The organism is Flavisolibacter ginsengisoli DSM 18119 (assembly GCF_900129295.1).
Classification (GTDB): Bacteria; Bacteroidota; Bacteroidia; order Chitinophagales; family Chitinophagaceae; genus Flavisolibacter; species Flavisolibacter ginsengisoli.
In genome coordinates this window covers 87412-108433 of record NZ_FQUU01000001.1, presented here as the reverse complement: position 1 = coordinate 108433, position 21022 = coordinate 87412, and the positions used below count along the sequence as shown (strand labels likewise).

The window sequence follows — 21022 nt, the reverse complement described above, 5'->3', positions numbered from 1 at the left end:
CCCTGGGTTAAACTATTTATTTATTAACCAATGTAGTTGGACATACATAATCGGTTACAGGGATAGATCCAACTTCCTTAATTGCTTTAAAGCCACCTTTAATATCTACCAGTTTGTCAAATCCCCTGGCTTTTAATATGGAGCTGAATATCATAGATCTGTAACCCCCTGCACAATGAACAAAATAAGGCTGGTCTTTGTCCAGCGAAGACAGGTGATCATTGATATTGTCTAATGGTGTATTCAGAGCACCTTCCACATGTTCGCTTTGGTATTCACCTGGCTTTCGCACATCCAATACTTTAGTTTTCTTGTCTTTTAATTGCGCGCTGAATTCTTCTGCAGAAATCGAGGTGATCTTGTCAATATCTTTTCCTGCTGCTTTCCAGGCCTCAAAGCCACCTTCCAGGTACCCAATGGTATAATCATATCCTACACGGGCCAGGCGCGTGATGACTTCTTCTTCACGGCCTTCATCAGTTACCAATAATATTTGCTGCTTAATGTCAGGTATCAATGCTCCCACCCAAGGAGCAAAGCTACCGTCAATGCCAATATTGATGGAGTTGGGAATAAACCCTTTTGCAAACATTTGAGCATCTCTTGTATCCAGGACTATGGCACCTGTTTCATTAGCAGCCGTTTCAAAGGCTTCGGGAGAAAGCGCATGCCTGCCTCTTTGCATCACTTCAGCAATGCTCTCATAACCCTCTTTATTCATCATCACATTAAGAGGAAAATATGCCGGGGGCGTAGTTAATCCTTCTGTCACTTCCTTAATGAATTCTTCCTTTTTCATATTAGCCCGCAATGCATAGTTTGTTTGCTTTTGATGACCCAGTGTATCAGAAGTTTCTTTACTCATGTTCTTGCCACAGGCACTTCCTGCGCCATGGGCCGGGTAGACAATTACATTGTCACTGAGGGGCATAACCTTATTGCGCAATGAATCATATAATGTTCCTGCCAGTTCTTCCTGTGTCATATGTGCAGCTTTCTGTGCCAGGTCAGGCCTGCCTACATCTCCAATAAATAAAGTATCACCGGAGAAAAGCGCATAATCTCTTCCTTCCTCATCACGTAGCAGGTAGCAGGTGCTTTCCATTGTATGCCCTGGCGTATGAAGCACTTTGAAGCTAACTTTACCCACTTTAAATACTTCATTGTCTTTTGCTATAATTGCATCAAAGGATGGATTCGCATTGGGCCCATATATAATGGCTGCCCCGGTTTGCCTGGAAAGGTCCAGGTGACCAGAAACGAAATCAGCATGAAAATGTGTTTCAAAAACATACTTGATCTTTGCGCCATCCTGCTCGGCTTTTTTTATATAAGATTCCACTTCCCTCAATGGATCAATGATCACAGCTTCACCTTCGCTTTCTATATAGTAGGCACCCTGTGCCAAACATCCGGTGTAGATCTGTTCTATTTTCATTTTGTAATTTTTAAATTATTATAGTAAAATTCATTACTGTTCATTTCTTATTTCGTGATAGCAGTCACAACCGGCCTGCTATCTTACTTTAATACCGTTTCCTTAACAATGATGTAAATACCCATTACCAGCACAAACCATCCAAAGCCTTTCTTCAACTTCTCACCTGGAATTTTTTTGCTCAAAGCACCCCCTATAAAGATCCCTGCAATGGCAATGGCTGTTACTTTTACAAGGAAGAACCAGTCAATGGAAAAATGCCCCAGGTCCCCTGTAAATCCAACAAGTGAATTCAATGCAATGATCATAAGAGATGTTCCAATTGCTTTCTTCATTGGCAACTTTAATAGTAGCACCAGGGCCGGTATCAACAGGAAACCTCCGCCCGCACCCAACAACCCGGTAACCAGTCCAATGGTAATTCCATAGGTCACCAGCTTGCCAAACCGGAAGTGGTCCTTGTTCTCTTCCTCATGTTTGACAACCTTTTTATTTCGGATCATACTAACTGAGGCAACCAGCATCAATATGGCAAACAATACCATGGTTAGCATTGATTCAGTAATAGTAAATCCCCTGATAGTAAAAATATCTTTCGGTATTGCAGGTACAAGGAATTTTCGGGTAAGAAATACAGTGGCAATGGAAGAAGCACCAAAAAGCAGGGCTGCTTTTACATTCACCATCCCTTTCCGCAGATTATTAAAAGCGCCTACAAAACTTGTTGATCCAACTACAAACAGGGAATAAGAGGTAGCAAGCAAAGGTTGTAGTCCAAAAAGATACACCATTACAGGCACAGTTAATATGGATCCTCCGCCACCAATCAGGCCAAGGGAGATGCCAATAAATAAGGATGCGATATAACCAGCTAGTTCCATGCTCTTAATTTAATGCAAAGCTGGTAGATAAGATAATCATTACCCGTGATATACGTCACGTCTATGTATGTCAGTTAATAAGTTAACATAGTATCCCTATAGAGATGATGTTAATGGAACTGTTAACCAAACTTCTTTTTCACCTCCTTTCATTGATATATGTCAACACCATTTCTTATCCTAACGCAATGGTAAGGGGTAAGGGTAACGGTAGCTTTGTATGATCAAATTAAGGATCATGCAAACTAAACAAACCATAGCAATAATAGGAGCCACAGGCAATATGGGCTCTGCCATAGCAAAATCAATAGCTAAAGGGCCATACAGGTTGCTTTTAAAGGCAAACAACCAGGAAAAGATGGATGCCCTTGTTAAGGATATTCAAAGCCAAAGCCCCAAGGCTGAAGTTGAATCGGTCATATGTCCCACAGAGGCCAGCTGGGAAGCTGATATCATTATCCTGGCTGTGCCATATGAGGCAGAAAAAGATATCGCTCCTCAGATCAAAGAAGTAGCCAGCCAGAAAATAGTGATCTCTATTGCTAATCCACTTAATCAAAACTACGATGGATTGGTAACAGCACCTGGTACCAGTGCTGCAGAAGAACTTCAAAAGCTACTGCCGAACTCTAAAATAGTAAAGGCTTTCAATACTACGTTCGCTGCAGACTTTAGTGCCCCGGTTATCAATGGTGCCCAGGTCGATGCTTTCGTGGCGGGTAATGATGAAGAAGCTTTACAAACAGTATCCGAACTCGTAGCTACTTCAGGCTTCAATCCCATCATTGCTGGTGATCTTTCAGTTAGCAGAACATTGGAAAATATGCAACTGTTATTGATACAGCTGGGAATGAAAAACAATTACAACTGGCTGGCCGGTTGGAAGATCTTACATAATTAATCTCCTGACATAAAAATAAAAATTATACAACATGAAAAAAATCGCCCTGATTCTCGCAGCAATTGTTACGCTAACAGCATTCACCACAGTTTTACCAACCTGGCAGAATGATGATCCGCATTCACAATTGGGATTTACAGTATCACACCTTGGTATCAATGATGTTTCCGGAACTTTTAATGACTTTGATGTAACCCTGCAATCTTCAAAGCCTGACTTTAGTGATGCCGTAATTGAGCTAAGTGCTAAAACAGCCTCTATCGATACAAGAGTGGAAGCAAGAAATAACCACCTGAAAAGTGCAGACTTTTTTGATGTGGAAAAATATCCCACAATGAATTTCAAAAGCACAGCAGTAAAACCCGCAGGCAAAAACAAATACAAGCTTACCGGTGATCTTACGCTTCACGGTATTACAAAGCCAGTAACTATGGATCTTTTGTATAAAGGAACTATAGAAAATCCAATGAGTAAGAATCAAACAGCAGGCTTCCAGGTAACAGGTACGATTAATCGTTCTGACTTTAATATTGGGCCTAAATTTCCTGCACCTATGATCAGTAATGAAGTAATGATCAAAGCTGATGGTGAATTCATTCAAAATGAAAACAAATAAAATAAACGCTAATGAAGAAGATATTGAATGTTAATACGACTAGTAGTGCCACTGACATTGCATTGTTAGTGGCCAGGACTGGAATTGCAGCCTTTATGTTAACACATGGCATCCCGAAATTGCTCATGCTTTTATCTGGTGCGCCTGTACAGTTTCCTCCCATATTGGGCATGAGCGCTGAACTTTCTTTAGGTCTTGCAGTCTTTGCCGAAGTGTTTTGTTCTATACTGCTGTTAGCAGGATTTGCTACCCGGTTGGCAGTCATTCCACTGATCATTACCATGGTCATAGCATTGGTATTCATTCACGCAGCCGATCCTTTTGCAAAGCAGGAACTTGCCTTCCAATATTTGCTGGTGTACCTGGTATTATTGTTTGCCGGCAGTGGCAAGTTTTCAATTGATTACCTGCTCCAGGGCAAAAAACAACCTGGTAACTACAGCATAAAAAGAACGGCTATGGCCCTGAATCAATAAGTTATTAAACATGGTACAATGAAAATAGAATTAATATTAGCCTGCCTTTGATTATGAGAAGAAAACTTTTTATTAAAACAATTTTGAAAGGAGTAGTAGGTATGACCACATTATCATCATTCAGATCATTTACAAATAACCTGGACCAACAGGAGCAATTAATGCCTGTTCTGTTCATTGGGCATGGTTCACCTATGAATGGAATTGAAGATACAGAGTTCAGTCGCAGATGGACACAAATGGCCAAAGAAATACCAACACCTAAAGCGGTGTTGGTTATTTCAGCCCATTGGTTCACCAAAGGCACGCAGATAACGGCTATGGACTTTCCCCGGACTATTCATGATTTTGGCGGATTCCCACAAGAGCTTTTCGATGTTCAATATAAGGCTCCGGGAAACCCGGTACTGGCAAAAGAAACCGCTGCTTTATTGCACTCAGCACATGTTGACCTGGACCATGACTGGGGTTTAGATCATGGTGCCTGGACAGTGGTAAGACATATGTACCCGGAAGCTAATATCCCTGTATTACAATTAAGTATTGACTATACAAAAGGTCCTCAATATCATTATGACCTTGCCAAAGAGTTAAATGCACTTAGAAAAAAAGGTGTATTGATCATCGGTAGTGGTAACATGGTGCACAACCTGAGAATGGTAGCCTGGGATAAATTGAATGACCCGGAGTATGCTTATGACTGGACGATAAAAATGAATGATAAATTTAAAGAGCTGATTCAATCCGGTGACCATAAACCTTTGATCAATTATAACAGTTTAGGCAGGGAAGCAATGCTTGCCATACCTACACCTGAACACTACCTGCCTTTGATGTACACCCTGGGGTTAAAGAACAATAAAGATGAGGTCTCAGTTTTCAATGATAAAGCAGTAGGGGGATCACTAACCATGACCTCCGTAAAATTGGGTTAACCAGGAGTGAAAAGGGTATCATTTCGATAAGGAAAAGGATGCAGCAGCAGATACCTCACCTTGTTCAAAATGATAAAAATCTTTATGATCTAAAAGTATTGGCAGCACATGGAGTATATGCCCTTTAGATCCACATACGTTACGCCAGGGAGGTAATAGAATCTATTGTAAGCCTATGCGTACACATAACTTACCAGGATTACCCAATAGAGCACCTGCTACGTTTTCATATAGGTAAGTTATTTTCTATTGATTATCCCACCAACTACATCTTTAAAAAGTAGTCTTATTGTGCCAGGTAGCCACCGTCAATAGGGTAGTAGGCACCCGTTATAAAAGAAGCTTTTGAAGAGGCTAGCCAGAGTAATAATTCTGCAACTTCTTCAGATTCGCCCAACCGTCCTATGGGATGTAATCCGACCAATCCATTCAAAGTAGATGCATCAAGCGAATCCATTACTAAGGGTGTTTTGATATAACCTGGCCCTATAGAATTAACACGTATCTTTTTATCTGCATATTCCAGGGCAGCAGCTCTTGTTAACCCCACAACGCCATGCTTGGCAGCCACATATGCTGGGGAAAATTTAGTGGCGACCTGGCCCAGTATCGATGCTACGTTTATGATACTTCCCCCGTTTTTCAGCATGGCAGGTATTTGATAACGCAATCCATAAAATACCCCGGAGAGATTTATATCAATAACTTTCTTCCATCCATCTAGCGGGTATTCACCCGTAACTGCCAACGGGCCTCCAATGCCTGCATTATTTACTGCTATATCCAATGCGCCATATTTGTCCAATGTTTGCTTTACAAGTGCCTCGTTATCTTCAGGCTTTGAAGAATCGGCTTTTATGAATGATGCAGCACCTCCATTTTTTGTTATCTCATCTACAACACTATTGCCATGTGCTTCGTTAACGTCAGATATGACCACCTTTGCCCCCTCAGATGCAAACAGCATTGCAGTTGATCTTCCAATTCCCGAACCAGCGCCTGTAATGATCGCCACCTTATTTTCTAACTGTTTCATATTGTATATTTAAAAAGTAAGAAATCAATAAGTTTAATTATCCATTATTCCCTGGGTGGGATACGGAACATACGTCAATCAAAGCATGATGAGTTGAAATGGGAAAGCGTCGCTGTTGCAAAGCTACTTCTATAAACGGTAATAGATTCACCATGGACCTTGTTCTATAACATGAGCAGTTAATTATTTCCAGTTTCCATCACTGTAAGTTGACAGCTAAGCAATAATCTATTTGTTTACTTATCTGCAGGGTTGTCATTGAAACATCCTGGCAGAGCCCTAATATGGAGCCAGGCTAAAATTCCTAATAGTTGGCTGCTGATCAATTTAATGACAGGAACCTCTTTATACGAGCGCTGTTTATAAAAACCTCCTTGAATCATTTTCAAATCTGCACTAAAGCCTGCAGTTTAGGATAACTACGCATGTGGATTAAGGTTAGAGAAGCTATTTGTTTCTGACCTCTTCCTCCTTTCTTATACCACTGCCAGTATTTTGCCGCCGCCGGCATATTTTACGCACTGTATTACACTGGTGCTTTGAGCAGTTCCCATCTGAATGCCAATGGTAAGTACAAGGCTAAACTCCTCATTGGGTGGGGCTTCACGCATTTGGAGCTCCATACTTACAGCCTCACTGCCTGAATTCACTGCCATCCATTCTGACCTTATTACCTGTGGGTGCAACACGCCATAACTTTCCCGGGGCCTATACTTATTTTCATGATAATGCAAATCCGGCACTATGCTTAGTGAGGCCACCATCCTGAAGAAAGAATGTTTGCCTGGAGGGAAGAAGTTTACACCTGGCAGCAGGGGAGGTACTGTAACCATAGCTTTTAACGCTTCCCTTGAAATAGTAAAACCAATAGGATTATGCACCATGGATTCAAAAGGGTGCCATGCATTTAAATTAAAGCCTTCCAATAAGCCCCTGTTTAAGGAAAGGGCTACTGAGCGTTGGCCATATACATTATCCCTATCCAGTACCTGGATAGCTTGAAGTAAAGCATTGAGCCTGCCAAGGTTATCAGGATCTAATATTTGTTTTAAGGCAAGGTATCCATCCCTGATATATTTAGAAGCGGTAGAGCGTCCGCCAAATTCTTTATTGACCCTTCGTGTATTGGCATACGAGGGTTTGGTATCAATATCCTTTTTGCTGGGACCATAGCGTGGTTTGATGATGATGGCATTAGTGCCTCTTCGATTATGGGCGGATATGCCTTGTAGTTTGCCTGTAAAGGAAAGCAGACCTGTTAATTTGGCCATAAGATTGGGTTTTTAAAGATTTGGATTTAATTACAATGCTAAAATACTAAATAATTTAGTAATAAGCAAATCTATACACCAGTAATCAATCTATGAAAAGACCATGCTATGCGTATGCACCGCCGCTTTATAAAAGGCGGCACAAAGGCGGTACATAGGCGGCGCAAAGGCGTTTCAAAGGCGTTGTACTATTATCGGAGAATTAAGAATTATGAAGTAAGAGCAGGGTGGATTATGCTAACTACAATACAAAAAGTTTAGTAAGAAGTAATTGTGAATCAAAAGCTGTTTTTATTGATAGGTTAAATCCTACATCATATATTTATGTGTTGAGCGAAAAAAATACAACCTTACTAATGACCGACGATTTATGGGAACAAAAGTTCCTGAATAAAATCTTAGAGACAGAAAAAGCTAAGAGAGTTTTGTTGACACCAAAATCTCTAATTAAAACGACAAAAGAAGTTGCTGCCAACACAAAAATTAAGTTTGATTTAAATGATAAACCTTTTAGAATTCATCGCAACATACAACTTGACTTATTCATATGGATTGTTATGGCTTTTCTAATATTAGGACCGTTAATTTATGGTATTGTCAATGATCTTAAAAGCAACGATGTTAATATCTTTGGCGTAATAGTTCCCTCTTCTCTTATAATATTGTTTCTATTTGTTGGATACAAAAACTTGACTATAAAAAGTTTGACTTCACCAATCATTTTTACATCTAAAGATCTAACTATAAACGACGAAGTATTCAATTGGAATGAAATTCAAGAAACTTTTTATGTTTACAGATTTCCTGGCAGATGGATAAAAGCATTATTTGTTATTGGATTTACAAACGGATTAATTCAATATTTTGACTTAAGCAATCAACTAGGATTTAAATATAATGACAAAGATTTTTCAAATCTTGTTGAGCATTACAAAAACTTTGTCCAAGAAGTGCATTTGTAAAAGCATGGCATGACCAACTGAATTTGTACAGTAGCAATGCTTCCATCTTTGTTATCGGCAGCCAATATGCTAATCAACATTATAATTATTTTAAAATCAGTTTTTTAATTATCCATTACCTTAAATGCTCCAATACTATTTGACGGATATTTTAGTAAAGCAGGACTAATTGTTAATGAAATGATGGATACTATGATGATAACAATGCAATAAAGCCAGCAAGCAATGCCATATAAAAGATGCCCCTTTTTGAGGGGCATCAATATGATTAAAGTCGAATTTGGCGGATTCCTATGGTTAAGGATCATTGGATGCCGTTGGTTTTGGATAGGATTGAATTGGTTTAACCGGGCTAATGGATCTTTTTGTCTTTCAAAGGAAATGGAAAAAAAAGAAGTTGACTGATATTGGATTTTGGTTTTTGGTTTTCCTGTTGGATTGTTTGGATTATTGGTTTTTCTTCAGGAATTGGATCTGATTGATAATGCTTAACTACCAATCAACTTCTGATACAAAACTATAGCAAGCGACATTGCGGGACAAGAGGTAAACAACTCGATCTTCTATGAATGATTACCTGTCAAAGGTGCGTATATATACCTTTTTGAGGTTGTTTTATTATCTATTGGCCTATAAACATTGTTTTTAACCATAAAGCTTAAAAGCCAGGTTATTGTATTTTGCAGCTATAACTACAATATATTAAATGCCTGCAAAGAAGTTCATCTCACGTATTATAGTTTTAGTGATAGTGTTCCTGGTTGTTGCAGGTATTATATATGCCTGGCAGGCTTTCCCCATCATCAGCGGATATGGCGCAAAAAACCTGGCATCTGCCGTATTTGTGCAACACCGTGACGTTGCCACAGTGTTAAAGGAAGACCTGGGCGAATTTCCTTTTACAATTGGTAAGTATACAGTTAATATGAATGATTCATCTGTTACCGGGTCTGTATGGGGATTGGCAAAACGTAAAGCCATTTACCGTTCAGGCCTTGGTTGCACCTTAATAAACGATATCACAGAAGAGGCATTGAGAAAGCAGGTATACCAGTTGGCGGATACACCAACCATACAGTTGGATAGTCTTTCATGGCCTTATGGAGACCAGGTAAGGGATTCTGCGCCTGGTGGGATCAACAGGCCATTGTTGCAACAGGCCATTGATCATTCCATGCATGCCCAAAAAGATGGGAAGTCCACATATACCAGGGCGATGCTGGTAGTATTTGACGGTAAGTTAGTTGGAGAGCAATATGCAAACGGTTTTGATGAACATACTGTAATGTTGGGTTGGTCAATTTCCAAAAGCCTGACCGGTGCTTTAATAGGGGTATTGGTGCAGCAGGGAAAACTAAATGTGGATGCACCTGCACCGGTGCCTGAATGGCAACATACAAAAAAGCAAAAGATCAGGTTGAAAGATCTGCTGCAGCAAACAAGCGGGCTGGATTTTGAAGAAAACTATACGAAGCCTTCTGAGGTTACCAATATGTTATTCAAGAGTGGAGACATGGCCAGCTTCACAGCAAGCCTTCCTTTAAAATATGAGCCCGGTACTGAATTTAATTATTCCAGCGGTAACAGTAATATTCTAAGCCGCATTATCAGGCAGACTGTAGGCGATAAAGATTATGTAGCCTTTCCTTACAAAGAATTGTTCCATAAGCTTCATATGTACTCAACATTGCTGGAGCCTGATGCCTGGGGTACTTTTATTGGATCTTCATATAGTTATGCTACAGCCAGGGACTTTGCCAGGTTTGGCTTATTGTATTATTATAATGGTTTGTGGAAAGGAGAACAGATATTGCCTAAAGATTGGGTGCAGCAGAGCGTGCAGCCATCCGTGGCTGATAAATTAAAGCACTATGGTTACCAGTTCTGGTTGAATGGATATGATAAAAAAGACCCCTCTAAACGCATGTATCCTGATGTGCCTAATGACATGTTCTTTGCGGATGGATATGGTGGTCAGGATATCTATATCATTCCTTCCAAAAAGCTGGTGGTGGTCAGGTTGGGATTGCACACCATAGATGAAAACCTGATGCTTAAAGAAATAATACAGGCAATTCAACAATAAACATGCTTTGTAAAAACCAACCTTACTGTACTTGGGATGGAATTTAATACAGATACTTTAGTTCAACTACAATTGATCCACACGGATCCAATCCATACCGGCACTGATAGCTGCCTGCACACCCGGCTCGCCGTCTTCAAACACCATACAATCTTTGGGTTCTACTCCTAATTGCTTTGCTGCATATAAAAAAGGGTCGGGGAATGGTTTGCCGTTAGGGGTTTCTCCTGCGCATACAAGCACTTCAATCAAATGATCAATGCCAAGAATAGAGAGGGTTTTTGTAACAGTAGAGCGGCTGCCTCCTGATACGACACCTATTTTTATTTCACCAGCATGTAACCTCAGGTGTTCTACCACAAAAGGAATAGGAAGCGTTTCTGAAATAAATTCTTCAACAAAAAGCCTGGATTTTGATTGTGCAAAATTGGGGATATCAAGGGTTACTGAATATCTTTTGCAAATTTCTTCTACTACCAGCACTGTAGGCCAGCCAGCCAGCTCATCTATAATTGAATCATCCAGTTTAATACCATGACTTGCTGCTACTTTGACGAATGCGGCCTTATGAGCCCCCATATTATCAGCCAGGGTGCCATCGCAATCATATAAAAAGGCTTTGTATTTTCCTTTAGTAAGTTCATTTAGTTTCGCCAGTTTGTCTTTATTCACCTGGTCAAGCGTGTAATTCATTGCTTTTTCATTGGTAAGTGCGCGAAAATAGTATGAACATGGGGAATTCCCATAGGTCCAATATCTATTGACTATCGTATACTCTAAAGAAAGCGCTTTTATGTTATTTGGCAAACAAGCCTTAATAAAAGAGAAGGAAATGAATAGGGTTAGACAAAAAGATCATGATGCAAAGGCTTTTAATCTTTCGTTTTCTACAGCCCTTGCCTGGAACATAGTTTCAGCTAATTTAACCTGAGCTTCATTAAATTCAGAGGTAATGGTACAATCAACCGAGTTGATCCTGCAATTCAATGTATTGGTTAATTGTTTAAATTCCCAAAGCTGTTCCATGGAAGTGAAGGCTATAGTTATAAAATTCATTATTTACAGTTTCTTTAATTAAACAAGTATTTGTTTCCGGCAAACGCCGCATCTTACTGACTTTAAGTTGAGCATATAGTTTAATTGTCACCAGGAATTATCAAGGTAGTTTGTATAAAGCTGTTTTGCTTTGTAATTTTTGACTATAGATTTCCTCATGATGGGATTGAGAAATGATGCTTTCTATTAAAACAGCTATAATCCTTTATACAATAAAATGAGCTTTTTCCTTTAAACTTAAGGATGAGCTGAATTCTATTGTTTAGGATAGTTGTATTTCTGTCTACATCTAGAATAAACAAAGTTTTTTACAGGAGGGCACGATGATTGGACTTAATGGGCCATAATGAAGAATAATGCGAGATGATATCCCAATGAACAGGACAGGAGAGGTGTTATTGAATTTACTTCTTACCAAAGCGGTAGTGAAAGAAGGTGAATATAAATGTACTTTAAACAGTGATACTGAACATTGCACCGTTCGGTTTACTCCTACCTCAAGGGATAATGAAGAAAGCACAGATAGGGAAAAAGAAAGATAGTATTACACTTCCATGCGTTTCCAAACTTATTTGAACTAATTAAAGCATTAATAATAAAGAAGGGCCGAATGGAAATTCAGCCCTGGTATTATTGTTTAAGTCTACATCCATCTAAGACTATCAGAAATAGTCATAGATTATAAAGCCAATTGATTAAGGTCAAGATGGGTGCCAAAAACGATTTTTCCTCAAACAGTTTACATTAATTACCAATATACCTTTAAAATAAATTTCTAAAGTGTAATAATCATACATGGTAATTGCTGTAGAGTGTGTCTTGATAAGGGATAAAATAAGTAAATACTCCGGGTTCTACATCCTCAAGGGCAAAAAAATCCTCTTTAAATATTACCAGCAGTTATAAAGTTTTTGAGAGAAGTTTCAATAATATATGTCCATCCTTTCATAAAGTTCTCTTTAGCGAAGTCTTCAGTTTGGGGAAGCATTTCCAATCCTTCATGGGTTAGCCGTAGCTTAGTTTGCTTACCCTGTGGATATAATGCAAAATGAACCATTGTTTCTCCTACTACACCCTCATATGTCCAGGTATGACTTAGCATTTTATTGATCTCGACTTCCTTTATTGTACACAGGTGAACAAATTTTCGCCCATCCTTTTCTCCTAAGAACGTAAAGGTGAAACCAACCTCTGGTTTGAATGCTTCCATATCGAAATACCATTTTTTCATGTCTTCTTTATCTGTAATTGCTTTCCATACTTTTTCTACAGGCGCATCAAGTAGTACTTCTATTACAATTGGATCTGATATTGGTAAGTTGGTTTGCATGTAATTTAATTTACAAGAGAAAAAATAATCATTTTTTATCAATGAGATTGTATAGGAAATGATAGATAAATAAATTCTTTAGGAATTGATATTAATGTAATTGTTCAAATACATAACCAAATTGACATCTTTTTTTAATCATCCTGGGTTTTGGAATATGCTATTAAATTTAATTCTTAATAATATTGAATAAGATATGCAGGTCAATAAGGGTGACAATTTATGATTCAATAACTTAGAATAGCTGATAATGGATATTCAATTAACTTTCACGAAATGAAGGAAAAACTTCAACAATTAGCAATAGAATTGGAAGGTGAGTTATTCTATGATGATACTATGCGCATTCTTTATGCGACAGATGCTTCAGCCTATCGTGAAATGCCATTGGCTGTTGCTATGCCAAAGTCAAAGGCAGATATAAAGAAATTGGTGGCGTTTGCCAAAGCGGAACATACCTCTCTTATTCCCAGGACTGCAGGTACTTCACTGGCAGGCCAGGTGGTGGGGGAAGGCATTGTAGTAGATGTGTCAAAATATTTTAACCAGATATTGCAACTGAATACGGATGAGGGTTGGGTGAGCGTGCAGCCTGGTGTTATTCGTGATGAATTAAACCTGTATTTAAAACCACATGGTTTGTTTTTTGGCCCTGAAACATCTACTGCCAACAGGGCGATGATTGGTGGCATGGTGGGGAACAATTCCTGTGGGTCCAACTCTGTAGTTTATGGTAGTACCAGGGAACATTTACTGGAAGTACACGCTATTTTAAGTGATGGCTCAGAAGCGGTCTTTAAAGCCATGGACCTCGAGGCATTTCACCAGAAATGCGAAGGAGATACGTTGGAATCCTCCATATACAAAAGCACAAGGAAACTATTAAGCCAATACGAGAACCAGGAGTCCATAAGAAAAGATTTTCCAAAAAGGAGCATTGAGAGGCGTAATACAGGTTATGCTATTGACCTGTTACTTGAGCAGGCGCCTTTTACAGCTGGTGGAGAAGATTTTAATTTCTGTACATTGTTAGCGGGGTCGGAAGGCACCCTGGCATTTCTTGTGGAGATCAGGTTGAATGTAGTGCCCCTGCCACCCAAAGAAGCTGGTCTTTTGTGCGTGCATTTTCATTCTATAGATGAAGCATTAAGGGCTAATTTAATTGCATTGAAATATGCTCCCAGTGCTAGTGAACTGATAGATCATTATATTCTCGAGTGTACTAAGGACAATATCGAGCAATCTCAGAACCGTTTTTTTGTGTTAGGTGATCCCGGAGCCATTCTGGTGATAGAATATGCCCGGACAACAAGGGCAGAAGTAATGGAGATAGCCCAACATGTAGAAACGGAAATGAGAGGACATGGATTAGGCTATCATTTTCCCTTATTGTTTGGAGATGATACCAAGAAGATATGGACCTTGCGGAAAGCAGGCCTTGGATTATTAAGCAATTTGCCAGGTGATGAAAAAGCAGTGGCTGTGATTGAAGACACTGCAGTGGATGTGCAAGACCTCCCGGCTTACATAAGGGAGTTTAATGAGATACTTAAAAAATATGGCCTGTATTCTGTTCACTATGCGCATGCCGGATCTGGCGAAATACACTTGCGGCCAATCATTAATCTGAAAACTGAAGAGGGCAACCGCTTGTTTCGCCAAATAGCGGAAGAAATAGCTATCCTTGTAAAAAAGTACAAGGGATCTTTAAGTGGTGAACACGGAGACGGCAGGTTGAGAGGTGAATTCATTCCTTTCATGGTTGGTGAAAAGAATTACGAATTGCTGAAAGAAATCAAACGAAGCTGGGATCCATCTAATATTTTCAATCCTCATAAGATTGTGGATACGCCGCCAATGAACAAAATGCTTCGGTATACACCTGGCCAAAAGACTCCTCCATTTCAAACAATTTTCAGGTACGAAAACCAGGATGTTTTGCAACATGCAGAACAATGTAATGGTTCTGGTGATTGCCGTAAAACGCAGCTATCGGGGGGAACCATGTGCCCATCCTTCATGGCAACGCGTAATGAGAAGGATACAACAAGAGCAAGGGCGAATATTCTGCGTGAATTTCTTACCCATTCAACAAAATTAAATCGTTTCGATCACCAGGAGATAAAGGAGGTGATGGACCTGTGTTTAAGTTGTAAGGGATGCAAAAGTGAATGCCCGTCTAATGTTGATATGGCCAAGCTGAAAGCAGAATTTTTGCAACATTATTATGATGCCAATGGTGTTCCTTTCCGTTCCCAACTTATAGCTAGATTTACTGCAAGTGCCAGCCTTGGTGCTTTAGTGCCAGGTTTATATAATTATGCAATGACGGGTGCCGGCATAAGCCAGTTTATAAAAAAGCTTTCGGGTTTTGCAATTCAGCGCTCAATGCCCACGCTCTATAGCACCACCTTGCGTCGATGGTACAAAAAACATGTGGCGTCCAAGGCCCTTACTGATCTTAATAGAACGGTATATTTATTTTGCGATGAATTTACCAATTATACAGATGTTGAATTAGGAATCCGAACGATACTGTTACTGGAGCAACTGGGTTATAAAGTATTATTGACAGAGCATGACGAAAGCGGTCGAACCTGGCTATCCAAGGGATTATTGAGAAAGGCAAAAAAGATAGCTAATAAAAATGTTGACTTGTTAAGTAGTGTGATTACAGCAACTACACCAATGATAGGCATAGAGCCTTCTGCTATCCTCACTTTCAGGGATGAATACTTAGACCTGGTAGATCAAGAAAAATTGGATGATGCAAAGCTTCTATCACAAAATACCTTTCTTGTGGAAGAATTCCTGGCAAGAGAAATGGATAGGGGAAATATCAATAAGGAGATGTTTACTTCCAGTGAGCGCACTATAAAGCTTCATGGTCATTGCCAGCAAAAAGCGTGGAATGCACTTAAATCTTCCATTCAGGTTTTGTCTTTCCCTAAGAATTATAAGGTTCAGGTTATTCCTTCTGGTTGTTGCGGAATGGCGGGATCATTCGGATATGAAAAAGAACATTATGCAATCTCTATGCAAATAGGAGAATTGGTTTTGTTTCCTTCTGTGCGTGAACAAGCGGATGATATAATAATTGCTGCACCAGGCACCAGCTGCCGCCATCAAATAAAAGATGGCACGTCCAGGAAAGCGCTCCATCCTGTTGAGATATTATACGAAGCGCTGGTAGGAAAATAACCAGGTTACTTTTAATTTCACCTGCTACCTTTTAATTGTAACAGTGCTGCAATTCTTTTATGAAAATTTATTTGATCAGGGTTATTATTCAAGACATGTATTATGCTTATTGTGTACATAGAATGGCGCACACTTTTGAAACTATTTTTTTTATCGCTTTCCTGAAAGTAGTAAAATTTATATGTTGTGTATAAATTCCACTTTCGTAGTATAGTGCTTTACTGGTAAGGGCTACAGGAGTGTTCAAAGTTTTTTTGTGGAAATGTATATTCCCGGGAATAGAAATATCGTTTCTATCTTGAACTCAAATCTAACCTATGCAGCTAAATACCTTGTACCAATACTTTTTTCACTCAAATGCTGAAGACTGCAGGATTGATTATTTTTTGACAAATGATAGTTTGAGTGAGGAACAATGCAATGAAGGAAATGTATGGCTGGTTATTTCAATAGAGGGCGATCAGAACCAAAAATTTATTCTTTCAAAACCAGCTTCCATTCTTATACAGCCAAGAGAGATCGTTGAAGTGATCATACAGAGGGAAACTATAAATTATTTGCAACATTCTGACACTTCGATTGTGTGCCAGTAAAAGTATTGTCAAAGAAGTATTTAAGGTAATTGTATTTAAGGCCATAGTTTTTCTTAGGATCCTCATACCTATACATAGAAGCCAAACGAATCACCAATTATTTATAAAATCGGAATGGGGAAATAGTATTTTTTCTACAAATTTTCTCAATTCCACACTTGTTGCTCTTGGCATTAAATAGTTTATAACTCACTGAAGATCAACTTTTATCAGGGTATTTACAGAGCTTGGTATCTAAATTGTTTAAATAAGGAAAAGGATTGGAGTGAATACTGATGAAAAACAAATGGCCAATAATGAGATCGAAGAACGTATCTCACAACTAGAGGAGGAATATACGCAGGCTCTTAAGACAAATGCGGATATTCATGCCTTAAGTAGTATATGGCAGAGGATTAAAGTTTTAAAAGCAGAACTTAAACTAAGGTGATATTTAATAGTATAATTTTATAAGACAGGCGCAATAATTACAACAAGTCTTTCGTATAGAAACAATACATTTTACATTGAAATTGTTACGGGCAAAATGAGCGCTCTTGAATTACATCACGTTGTTTTAGCTGATGATGACCGGGACCACGGTCTCTTGTTTCACTACGTGCTTAAAAAGGTGGATGCTGTTCGATCACTATCCATTGTGAAAGATGGAGAAGAACTTATAAATTTTCTTTCTGATCATACCCCTGATCTATTATTCCTGGATCTGAATATGCCTGGTAAAAATGGGTTTGAATGCCTATCTGAAATAAGGAAGCAGGATAAATTCAAACATTTGACCATCGTAGTCTATAGTAGTTCTACCCATATGACAGATATTCAGAAAAGTTACCTGCACCAGGCAGACCTTTACATGGTAAAGCCTTTTAATTCTTTTCACTTGCAAAACGCACTTGAATCCATTTTAACAATGGAATGGAAACAACAACAATCTGATTGCAAATATTATTTCATGAACAACCGGTTTGTTCCATTTACTTCTCAATCGGGCACCTATTAATATCTATAAGGTGATTATTGAATTTAGGGTAAGTGATCAACAAACTTCCAATAAAGAAGATATGTCAATTTCCTGGAGATAGATCTCTAAGTGTGAGGTGTCTTCGAAGGCTCGTACTGTAATGATTTCTCCGGAGTCATCTTTACTGAATAGTTCAATATAAGTTTTATCAAGTTGAAACAGGTATAAGTGTAAATTATATTTATTAGACTGAGCCAGGAAGGTGCCTTGTGACATAGCAATGTTTATTTGCGATTCTGTGTCTAGTTTATTGAAAATTGCTGCATTCATGATATTAGAAAGCTCAAGTGTGAAAATATAGAAAGGTAAACAGCCTTTTCTCGTACCCGGACTCTTCAAAATCAGCAAGCTGTTTACCTTTTCAACCAAATAAATGTGATACCTAAGTTTTTCTAATAACATGCCATAAATTTTGAACTTTAATTAATGAATTGAATCTATATAGTGTGGAATATTCTATTCACCTTTTTAAATTTTAGGGTAATGGATGAAGATTTCGTAAGAATGATGCTGATCAGTAAAAGTGGTGACTATGGTTAGTGTATTAAATCAATACTTCTTCTATTTTGCATTATATAATTTCCGAATTGGAAGCTATACCACAATTTTGGCTACTGGATACTGATGATCTTTTAGAAAGAATTCATTCATCTGAGGAAGGTTTATCAGAAACTGAAGCTCAAAAAAGACTTAAAGCACAAAAAAGCAGGCAAAAATTAGTAAAACCCTGGCTTGCAGACTTTAAGCTTCTTGCATCTCAATTCAAAAGTCCTCTTATTTTATTACTGGTATTTGCCGTTATATTATCAATCTTTTTAAAAGAGTATTCTGATAGCATTATAATTCTTACTGTACTGGTTACTACAGGTATCCTTGGCTTCTTTCAGGAACGAAATGCTGGCAAGGCAGTGCAAAAACTGATAGCTCTTGTACATAGTATGGCGATGGTTTCCAGAGATCATAAAGAATACGAAATTCCAGTTGATGAGGTAGTGCCTGGCGACATAGTTCTTTTAAATGCCGGGGATATTATTCCCGCAGATGCACTTATATTGAAAGCGAATGATCTGCACGTTAATGAATCAACATTGACGGGGGAGTCTTTTCCTGCTGAAAAGTTTGCAGGATCCTCTGATGCTAAAGTACTTTCAAAAGTTACCAATTCCGTCTTTAAAGGAACAAGTGTCATTAATGGTACGGCCACTATAGTATGCGTAAACACAGCGGCTGAAGCAGAACTAGGCAAAATCGCAAGTTCACTTGATAAGGCTTCACCTTTGACTGCTTTTGAAAAAGGTGTTATTCAATTTGGCAATTTATTAATGAGGTTAACCATATTATTTACAGGCATCATTCTTATTCTGAATATTGTCTTTCACCGATCCTTTATTGAATCTATATTATTTGCCCTGGCATTAACCGTGGGATTGACACCCGAATTATTACCTGCTATTATGACGATTACCCTGGCTGCCGGAGCAAAAAGAATGGCCTCAAGAAAAGTGATTGTGAAAAAGCTAAGCGCTATTCAAAACCTCGGAGCAATAGATATTTTATGTTCTGATAAAACAGGTACCATAACGGAAGGGATTGTAAAACTTAATTGCAGTTGTGATATTGATGGTAAAGAAAATGAGAAGCTTCTACGATATGCATTCCTGAATGCAACCTTCGAGACTGGCTTTGCTAATCCCATTGATGCCTCTATCAGGCAGCTGACCAATATAGATATTAATGGGTTTGATAAATGCGATGAAGTGCCTTATGATTTTATACGCAAACGCTTGAGTATTGTTGTTGCTTCAGCTAATAAGCATACTATGATCACAAAGGGTGCTGTAAATAATATCCTGCAGGTTTGTACAAGTGTTGCAAGTGGGTCTGATATGGTGTTGCCTATAGAGAATGAACGCCAAAAAATATTGCAACAGTACGACCACTTCAGTAATGAAGGTTTCCGTGTAATAGCGGTGAGCTACAAAGATGTAACCGGGGATCCTGTTATAAATAAGGATGATGAACGGGAAATGATCTTTTTTGGGTTTCTTGTTTTTTCCGACCCAATTAAATCCGGGATAATGGGCTCCATTGAAAATTTAAGGGCAAAGGGTATTTCTTTAAAAATTATAACTGGCGACAACGGCCTTGTTGCTGGTTACCTGGCAAAGCAGATCCATTTAAAACACAGTGAAATTTTGAAAGGATCAGACCTGAATAATATGACTACAGAAGCGTTGCAAAGAAAATGCAGTGAAGTGGATGTGTTTGCTGAGATATTACCTTCGCAAAAAGAAAGGATCGTTAAAGCTTTTCAAAGTTCAGGGTCTTGTGTTGGATACCTTGGCGATGGAATTAATGATGCCAATGCATTAAAAGCTGCAGATGTAGGCATTTCTATTCAGAATGCAGTAGATGTAGCAAAAGAAGCTGCTGACCTGGTTTTGCTTGACCAGGATATTAATGTGATCAATGAAGGTATAGAGGAGGGCAGAAAGACCTTTGCCAACACATTGAAATACATTTTTGTTACCACCAGTGCCAATTTTGGAAATATGTTCAGCATGGCAATTGCTTCCCTGTTATTGCCTTTTTTACCTTTATTGCCAGTGCAAATACTTCTCAATAATTTTCTTTCCGACCTTCCTGCCATAACTATCGCATCAGATAAGGTGGATGATGAGTTGGTTCATGAGCCCAAAAAATGGAGCATTTCCAATATCCGGAGATTTATGGTTGTTTTTGGTTTGCAGAGTTCTGTTTTTGATTTTGCAACTTTTGGGCTACTGTATTATTACTTTCATGCTAATGTGAAAGAATTTAGAACTGCATGGTTCCTTGAAAGCCTGTTAACCGAAATACTTATTTTGCTTGTCATTCGTACCAGGCGTCCATTTTTTAAAAGCAAGCCTTCAACATACCTGTTATGGGCCTCATTATTTACATTTATTGTTGCGGTTATTTTACCTTATCTTCCTATTGCTCACCTTTTTGAACTTTCTCCACTTCCCATAATGGTATTGATAGCTATTATACTTGTAGTGGTTCTATATGTAGTTGTTGCTGAGTTTTCTAAAAAGTATCTTATTCGAAAATTTTAGCCTAACCTCTCAGGTATATGCCTGGCCAAAGTCAAATTATTTTAAACTGGTTTATAGCAGAGATAATTATTTGTAAACCCTGGTCTCACTGACAGGCATCACCGTTGTTTTTGACAATGGTCAT

Annotated in this window: 21 protein-coding genes; 13 read left to right on the top strand and 8 right to left on the bottom strand. The window is 38.6% G+C overall.

All coding sequences use genetic code 11. The annotated features are described in order from the left end of the window. Positions 1-16: 16 nt before the first annotated feature. Together BUA53_RS00400 and BUA53_RS00395 are read right to left on the bottom strand one after the other, a co-directional pair. Positions 17-1438 carry an MBL fold metallo-hydrolase gene (locus tag BUA53_RS00400; RefSeq protein ID WP_072833267.1) on the bottom strand — a complete coding sequence of 474 codons (1422 nt, stop codon included), beginning with the start codon at positions 1436-1438 and terminating at the stop codon, positions 17-19. An 83-nt stretch (positions 1439-1521) separates the two neighbouring features. Next, entirely contained in the window at positions 1522-2319 is a 798-nt protein-coding gene (locus tag BUA53_RS00395) for a sulfite exporter TauE/SafE family protein (protein ID WP_072833266.1), read from the bottom strand. Positions 2320-2557: 238 nt separating this feature from the next. Between BUA53_RS00395 and BUA53_RS00390 the strand changes: the two genes are divergently transcribed. From BUA53_RS00390 to ygiD, 4 genes are read left to right on the top strand one after another with little or no spacing between them, the layout of a single operon-like run. Further along, a complete protein-coding gene (locus BUA53_RS00390) occupies positions 2558-3220 on the top strand; it encodes an NADPH-dependent F420 reductase (RefSeq protein WP_072833587.1) in 663 nt (220 codons plus the stop codon). A gap of 31 nt (positions 3221-3251) precedes the next feature. Next, positions 3252-3836 (top strand): YceI family protein, encoded by a 585-nt coding sequence (locus tag BUA53_RS00385; RefSeq protein ID WP_072833265.1) that lies wholly within the window; start codon positions 3252-3254, stop codon positions 3834-3836. A gap of 11 nt (positions 3837-3847) precedes the next feature. Beyond that, on the top strand, positions 3848-4312 hold the full coding sequence (locus BUA53_RS00380; protein ID WP_072833264.1) for a DoxX family protein: 465 nt from the start codon (positions 3848-3850) through the stop codon (positions 4310-4312). Positions 4313-4365: 53 nt separating this feature from the next. Beyond that, a complete protein-coding gene (gene ygiD, locus BUA53_RS00375; protein WP_245792982.1) occupies positions 4366-5247 on the top strand; it encodes a 4,5-DOPA-extradiol-dioxygenase in 882 nt (293 codons plus the stop codon). A gap of 286 nt (positions 5248-5533) precedes the next feature. On the opposite strand, the gene BUA53_RS00370 is transcribed toward ygiD, so the two are convergent. Together BUA53_RS00370 and BUA53_RS00365 are read right to left on the bottom strand one after the other, a co-directional pair. Continuing rightward, entirely contained in the window at positions 5534-6283 is a 750-nt protein-coding gene (locus BUA53_RS00370; protein ID WP_072833263.1) for an SDR family NAD(P)-dependent oxidoreductase, read from the bottom strand. A gap of 476 nt (positions 6284-6759) precedes the next feature. Then, a complete protein-coding gene (locus BUA53_RS00365) occupies positions 6760-7554 on the bottom strand; it encodes a hypothetical protein (protein WP_072833262.1) in 795 nt (264 codons plus the stop codon). A 356-nt stretch (positions 7555-7910) separates the two neighbouring features. Here BUA53_RS00365 and BUA53_RS00360 point away from each other — a divergent pair, with 356 nt between their 5' ends. From BUA53_RS00360 to BUA53_RS00350, 3 genes are all read left to right on the top strand, one after another. Further along, complete coding sequence (locus tag BUA53_RS00360; protein ID WP_072833261.1) at positions 7911-8516, top strand: hypothetical protein; 606 nt, start codon at positions 7911-7913, stop codon at positions 8514-8516. Positions 8517-8780: 264 nt separating this feature from the next. After that, on the top strand, positions 8781-8921 hold the full coding sequence (locus BUA53_RS21385) for a hypothetical protein (RefSeq protein WP_217652898.1): 141 nt from the start codon (positions 8781-8783) through the stop codon (positions 8919-8921). 301 nt (positions 8922-9222) lie between these two features. After that, complete coding sequence (locus BUA53_RS00350; RefSeq protein WP_072833259.1) at positions 9223-10602, top strand: serine hydrolase domain-containing protein; 1380 nt, start codon at positions 9223-9225, stop codon at positions 10600-10602. A gap of 66 nt (positions 10603-10668) precedes the next feature. Here BUA53_RS00350 and BUA53_RS00345 read toward each other — a convergent pair whose 3' ends face one another. Both BUA53_RS00345 and BUA53_RS00340 read right to left on the bottom strand, forming a co-directional pair. Continuing rightward, entirely contained in the window at positions 10669-11295 is a 627-nt protein-coding gene (locus tag BUA53_RS00345) for an HAD family hydrolase (RefSeq protein WP_072833258.1), read from the bottom strand. A gap of 162 nt (positions 11296-11457) precedes the next feature. Next, complete coding sequence (locus BUA53_RS00340; protein ID WP_072833257.1) at positions 11458-11658, bottom strand: hypothetical protein; 201 nt, start codon at positions 11656-11658, stop codon at positions 11458-11460. 356 nt (positions 11659-12014) lie between these two features. Between BUA53_RS00340 and BUA53_RS00335 the strand changes: the two genes are divergently transcribed. Then, positions 12015-12200: a hypothetical protein gene (locus BUA53_RS00335; RefSeq protein ID WP_072833256.1), complete on the top strand. Its 186-nt coding sequence runs from the start codon at positions 12015-12017 to the stop codon at positions 12198-12200. 341 nt (positions 12201-12541) lie between these two features. Here the strand turns inward: BUA53_RS00335 and BUA53_RS00330 are convergent, their stop codons facing one another. Continuing rightward, on the bottom strand, positions 12542-12988 hold the full coding sequence (locus BUA53_RS00330) for an SRPBCC family protein (RefSeq protein WP_072833255.1): 447 nt from the start codon (positions 12986-12988) through the stop codon (positions 12542-12544). 276 nt (positions 12989-13264) lie between these two features. Here BUA53_RS00330 and BUA53_RS00325 point away from each other — a divergent pair, with 276 nt between their 5' ends. The 4 genes from BUA53_RS00325 to BUA53_RS00315 all read left to right on the top strand — a co-directional run bounded on the left by BUA53_RS00325 (position 13265) and on the right by BUA53_RS00315 (position 17779). After that, entirely contained in the window at positions 13265-16189 is a 2925-nt protein-coding gene (locus BUA53_RS00325; protein WP_072833254.1) for an FAD-binding and (Fe-S)-binding domain-containing protein, read from the top strand. A 317-nt stretch (positions 16190-16506) separates the two neighbouring features. Then, positions 16507-16782 (top strand): hypothetical protein, encoded by a 276-nt coding sequence (locus BUA53_RS00320; RefSeq protein WP_072833253.1) that lies wholly within the window; start codon positions 16507-16509, stop codon positions 16780-16782. A gap of 265 nt (positions 16783-17047) precedes the next feature. Beyond that, positions 17048-17212, top strand: coding sequence for a hypothetical protein (locus tag BUA53_RS21095; protein ID WP_175545986.1), 165 nt, complete (start codon positions 17048-17050; stop codon positions 17210-17212). A gap of 96 nt (positions 17213-17308) precedes the next feature. After that, the gene (locus BUA53_RS00315; RefSeq protein ID WP_072833252.1) at positions 17309-17779 is read left to right on the top strand and encodes a response regulator; all 471 of its coding nucleotides are present in this window, start codon (positions 17309-17311) and stop codon (positions 17777-17779) included. Between the two features lie 36 nt (positions 17780-17815). Here BUA53_RS00315 and BUA53_RS00310 read toward each other — a convergent pair whose 3' ends face one another. Continuing rightward, positions 17816-18202 carry a hypothetical protein gene (locus BUA53_RS00310; protein ID WP_072833251.1) on the bottom strand — a complete coding sequence of 129 codons (387 nt, stop codon included), beginning with the start codon at positions 18200-18202 and terminating at the stop codon, positions 17816-17818. A gap of 164 nt (positions 18203-18366) precedes the next feature. On the opposite strand from BUA53_RS00310, the gene mgtA reads away from it, so the two are divergent. Next, positions 18367-20898, top strand: a complete 2532-nt coding sequence (gene mgtA / locus BUA53_RS00305) for a magnesium-translocating P-type ATPase (protein ID WP_245792981.1) — start codon at positions 18367-18369, stop codon at positions 20896-20898. Positions 20899-21022 lie beyond the last annotated feature (124 nt).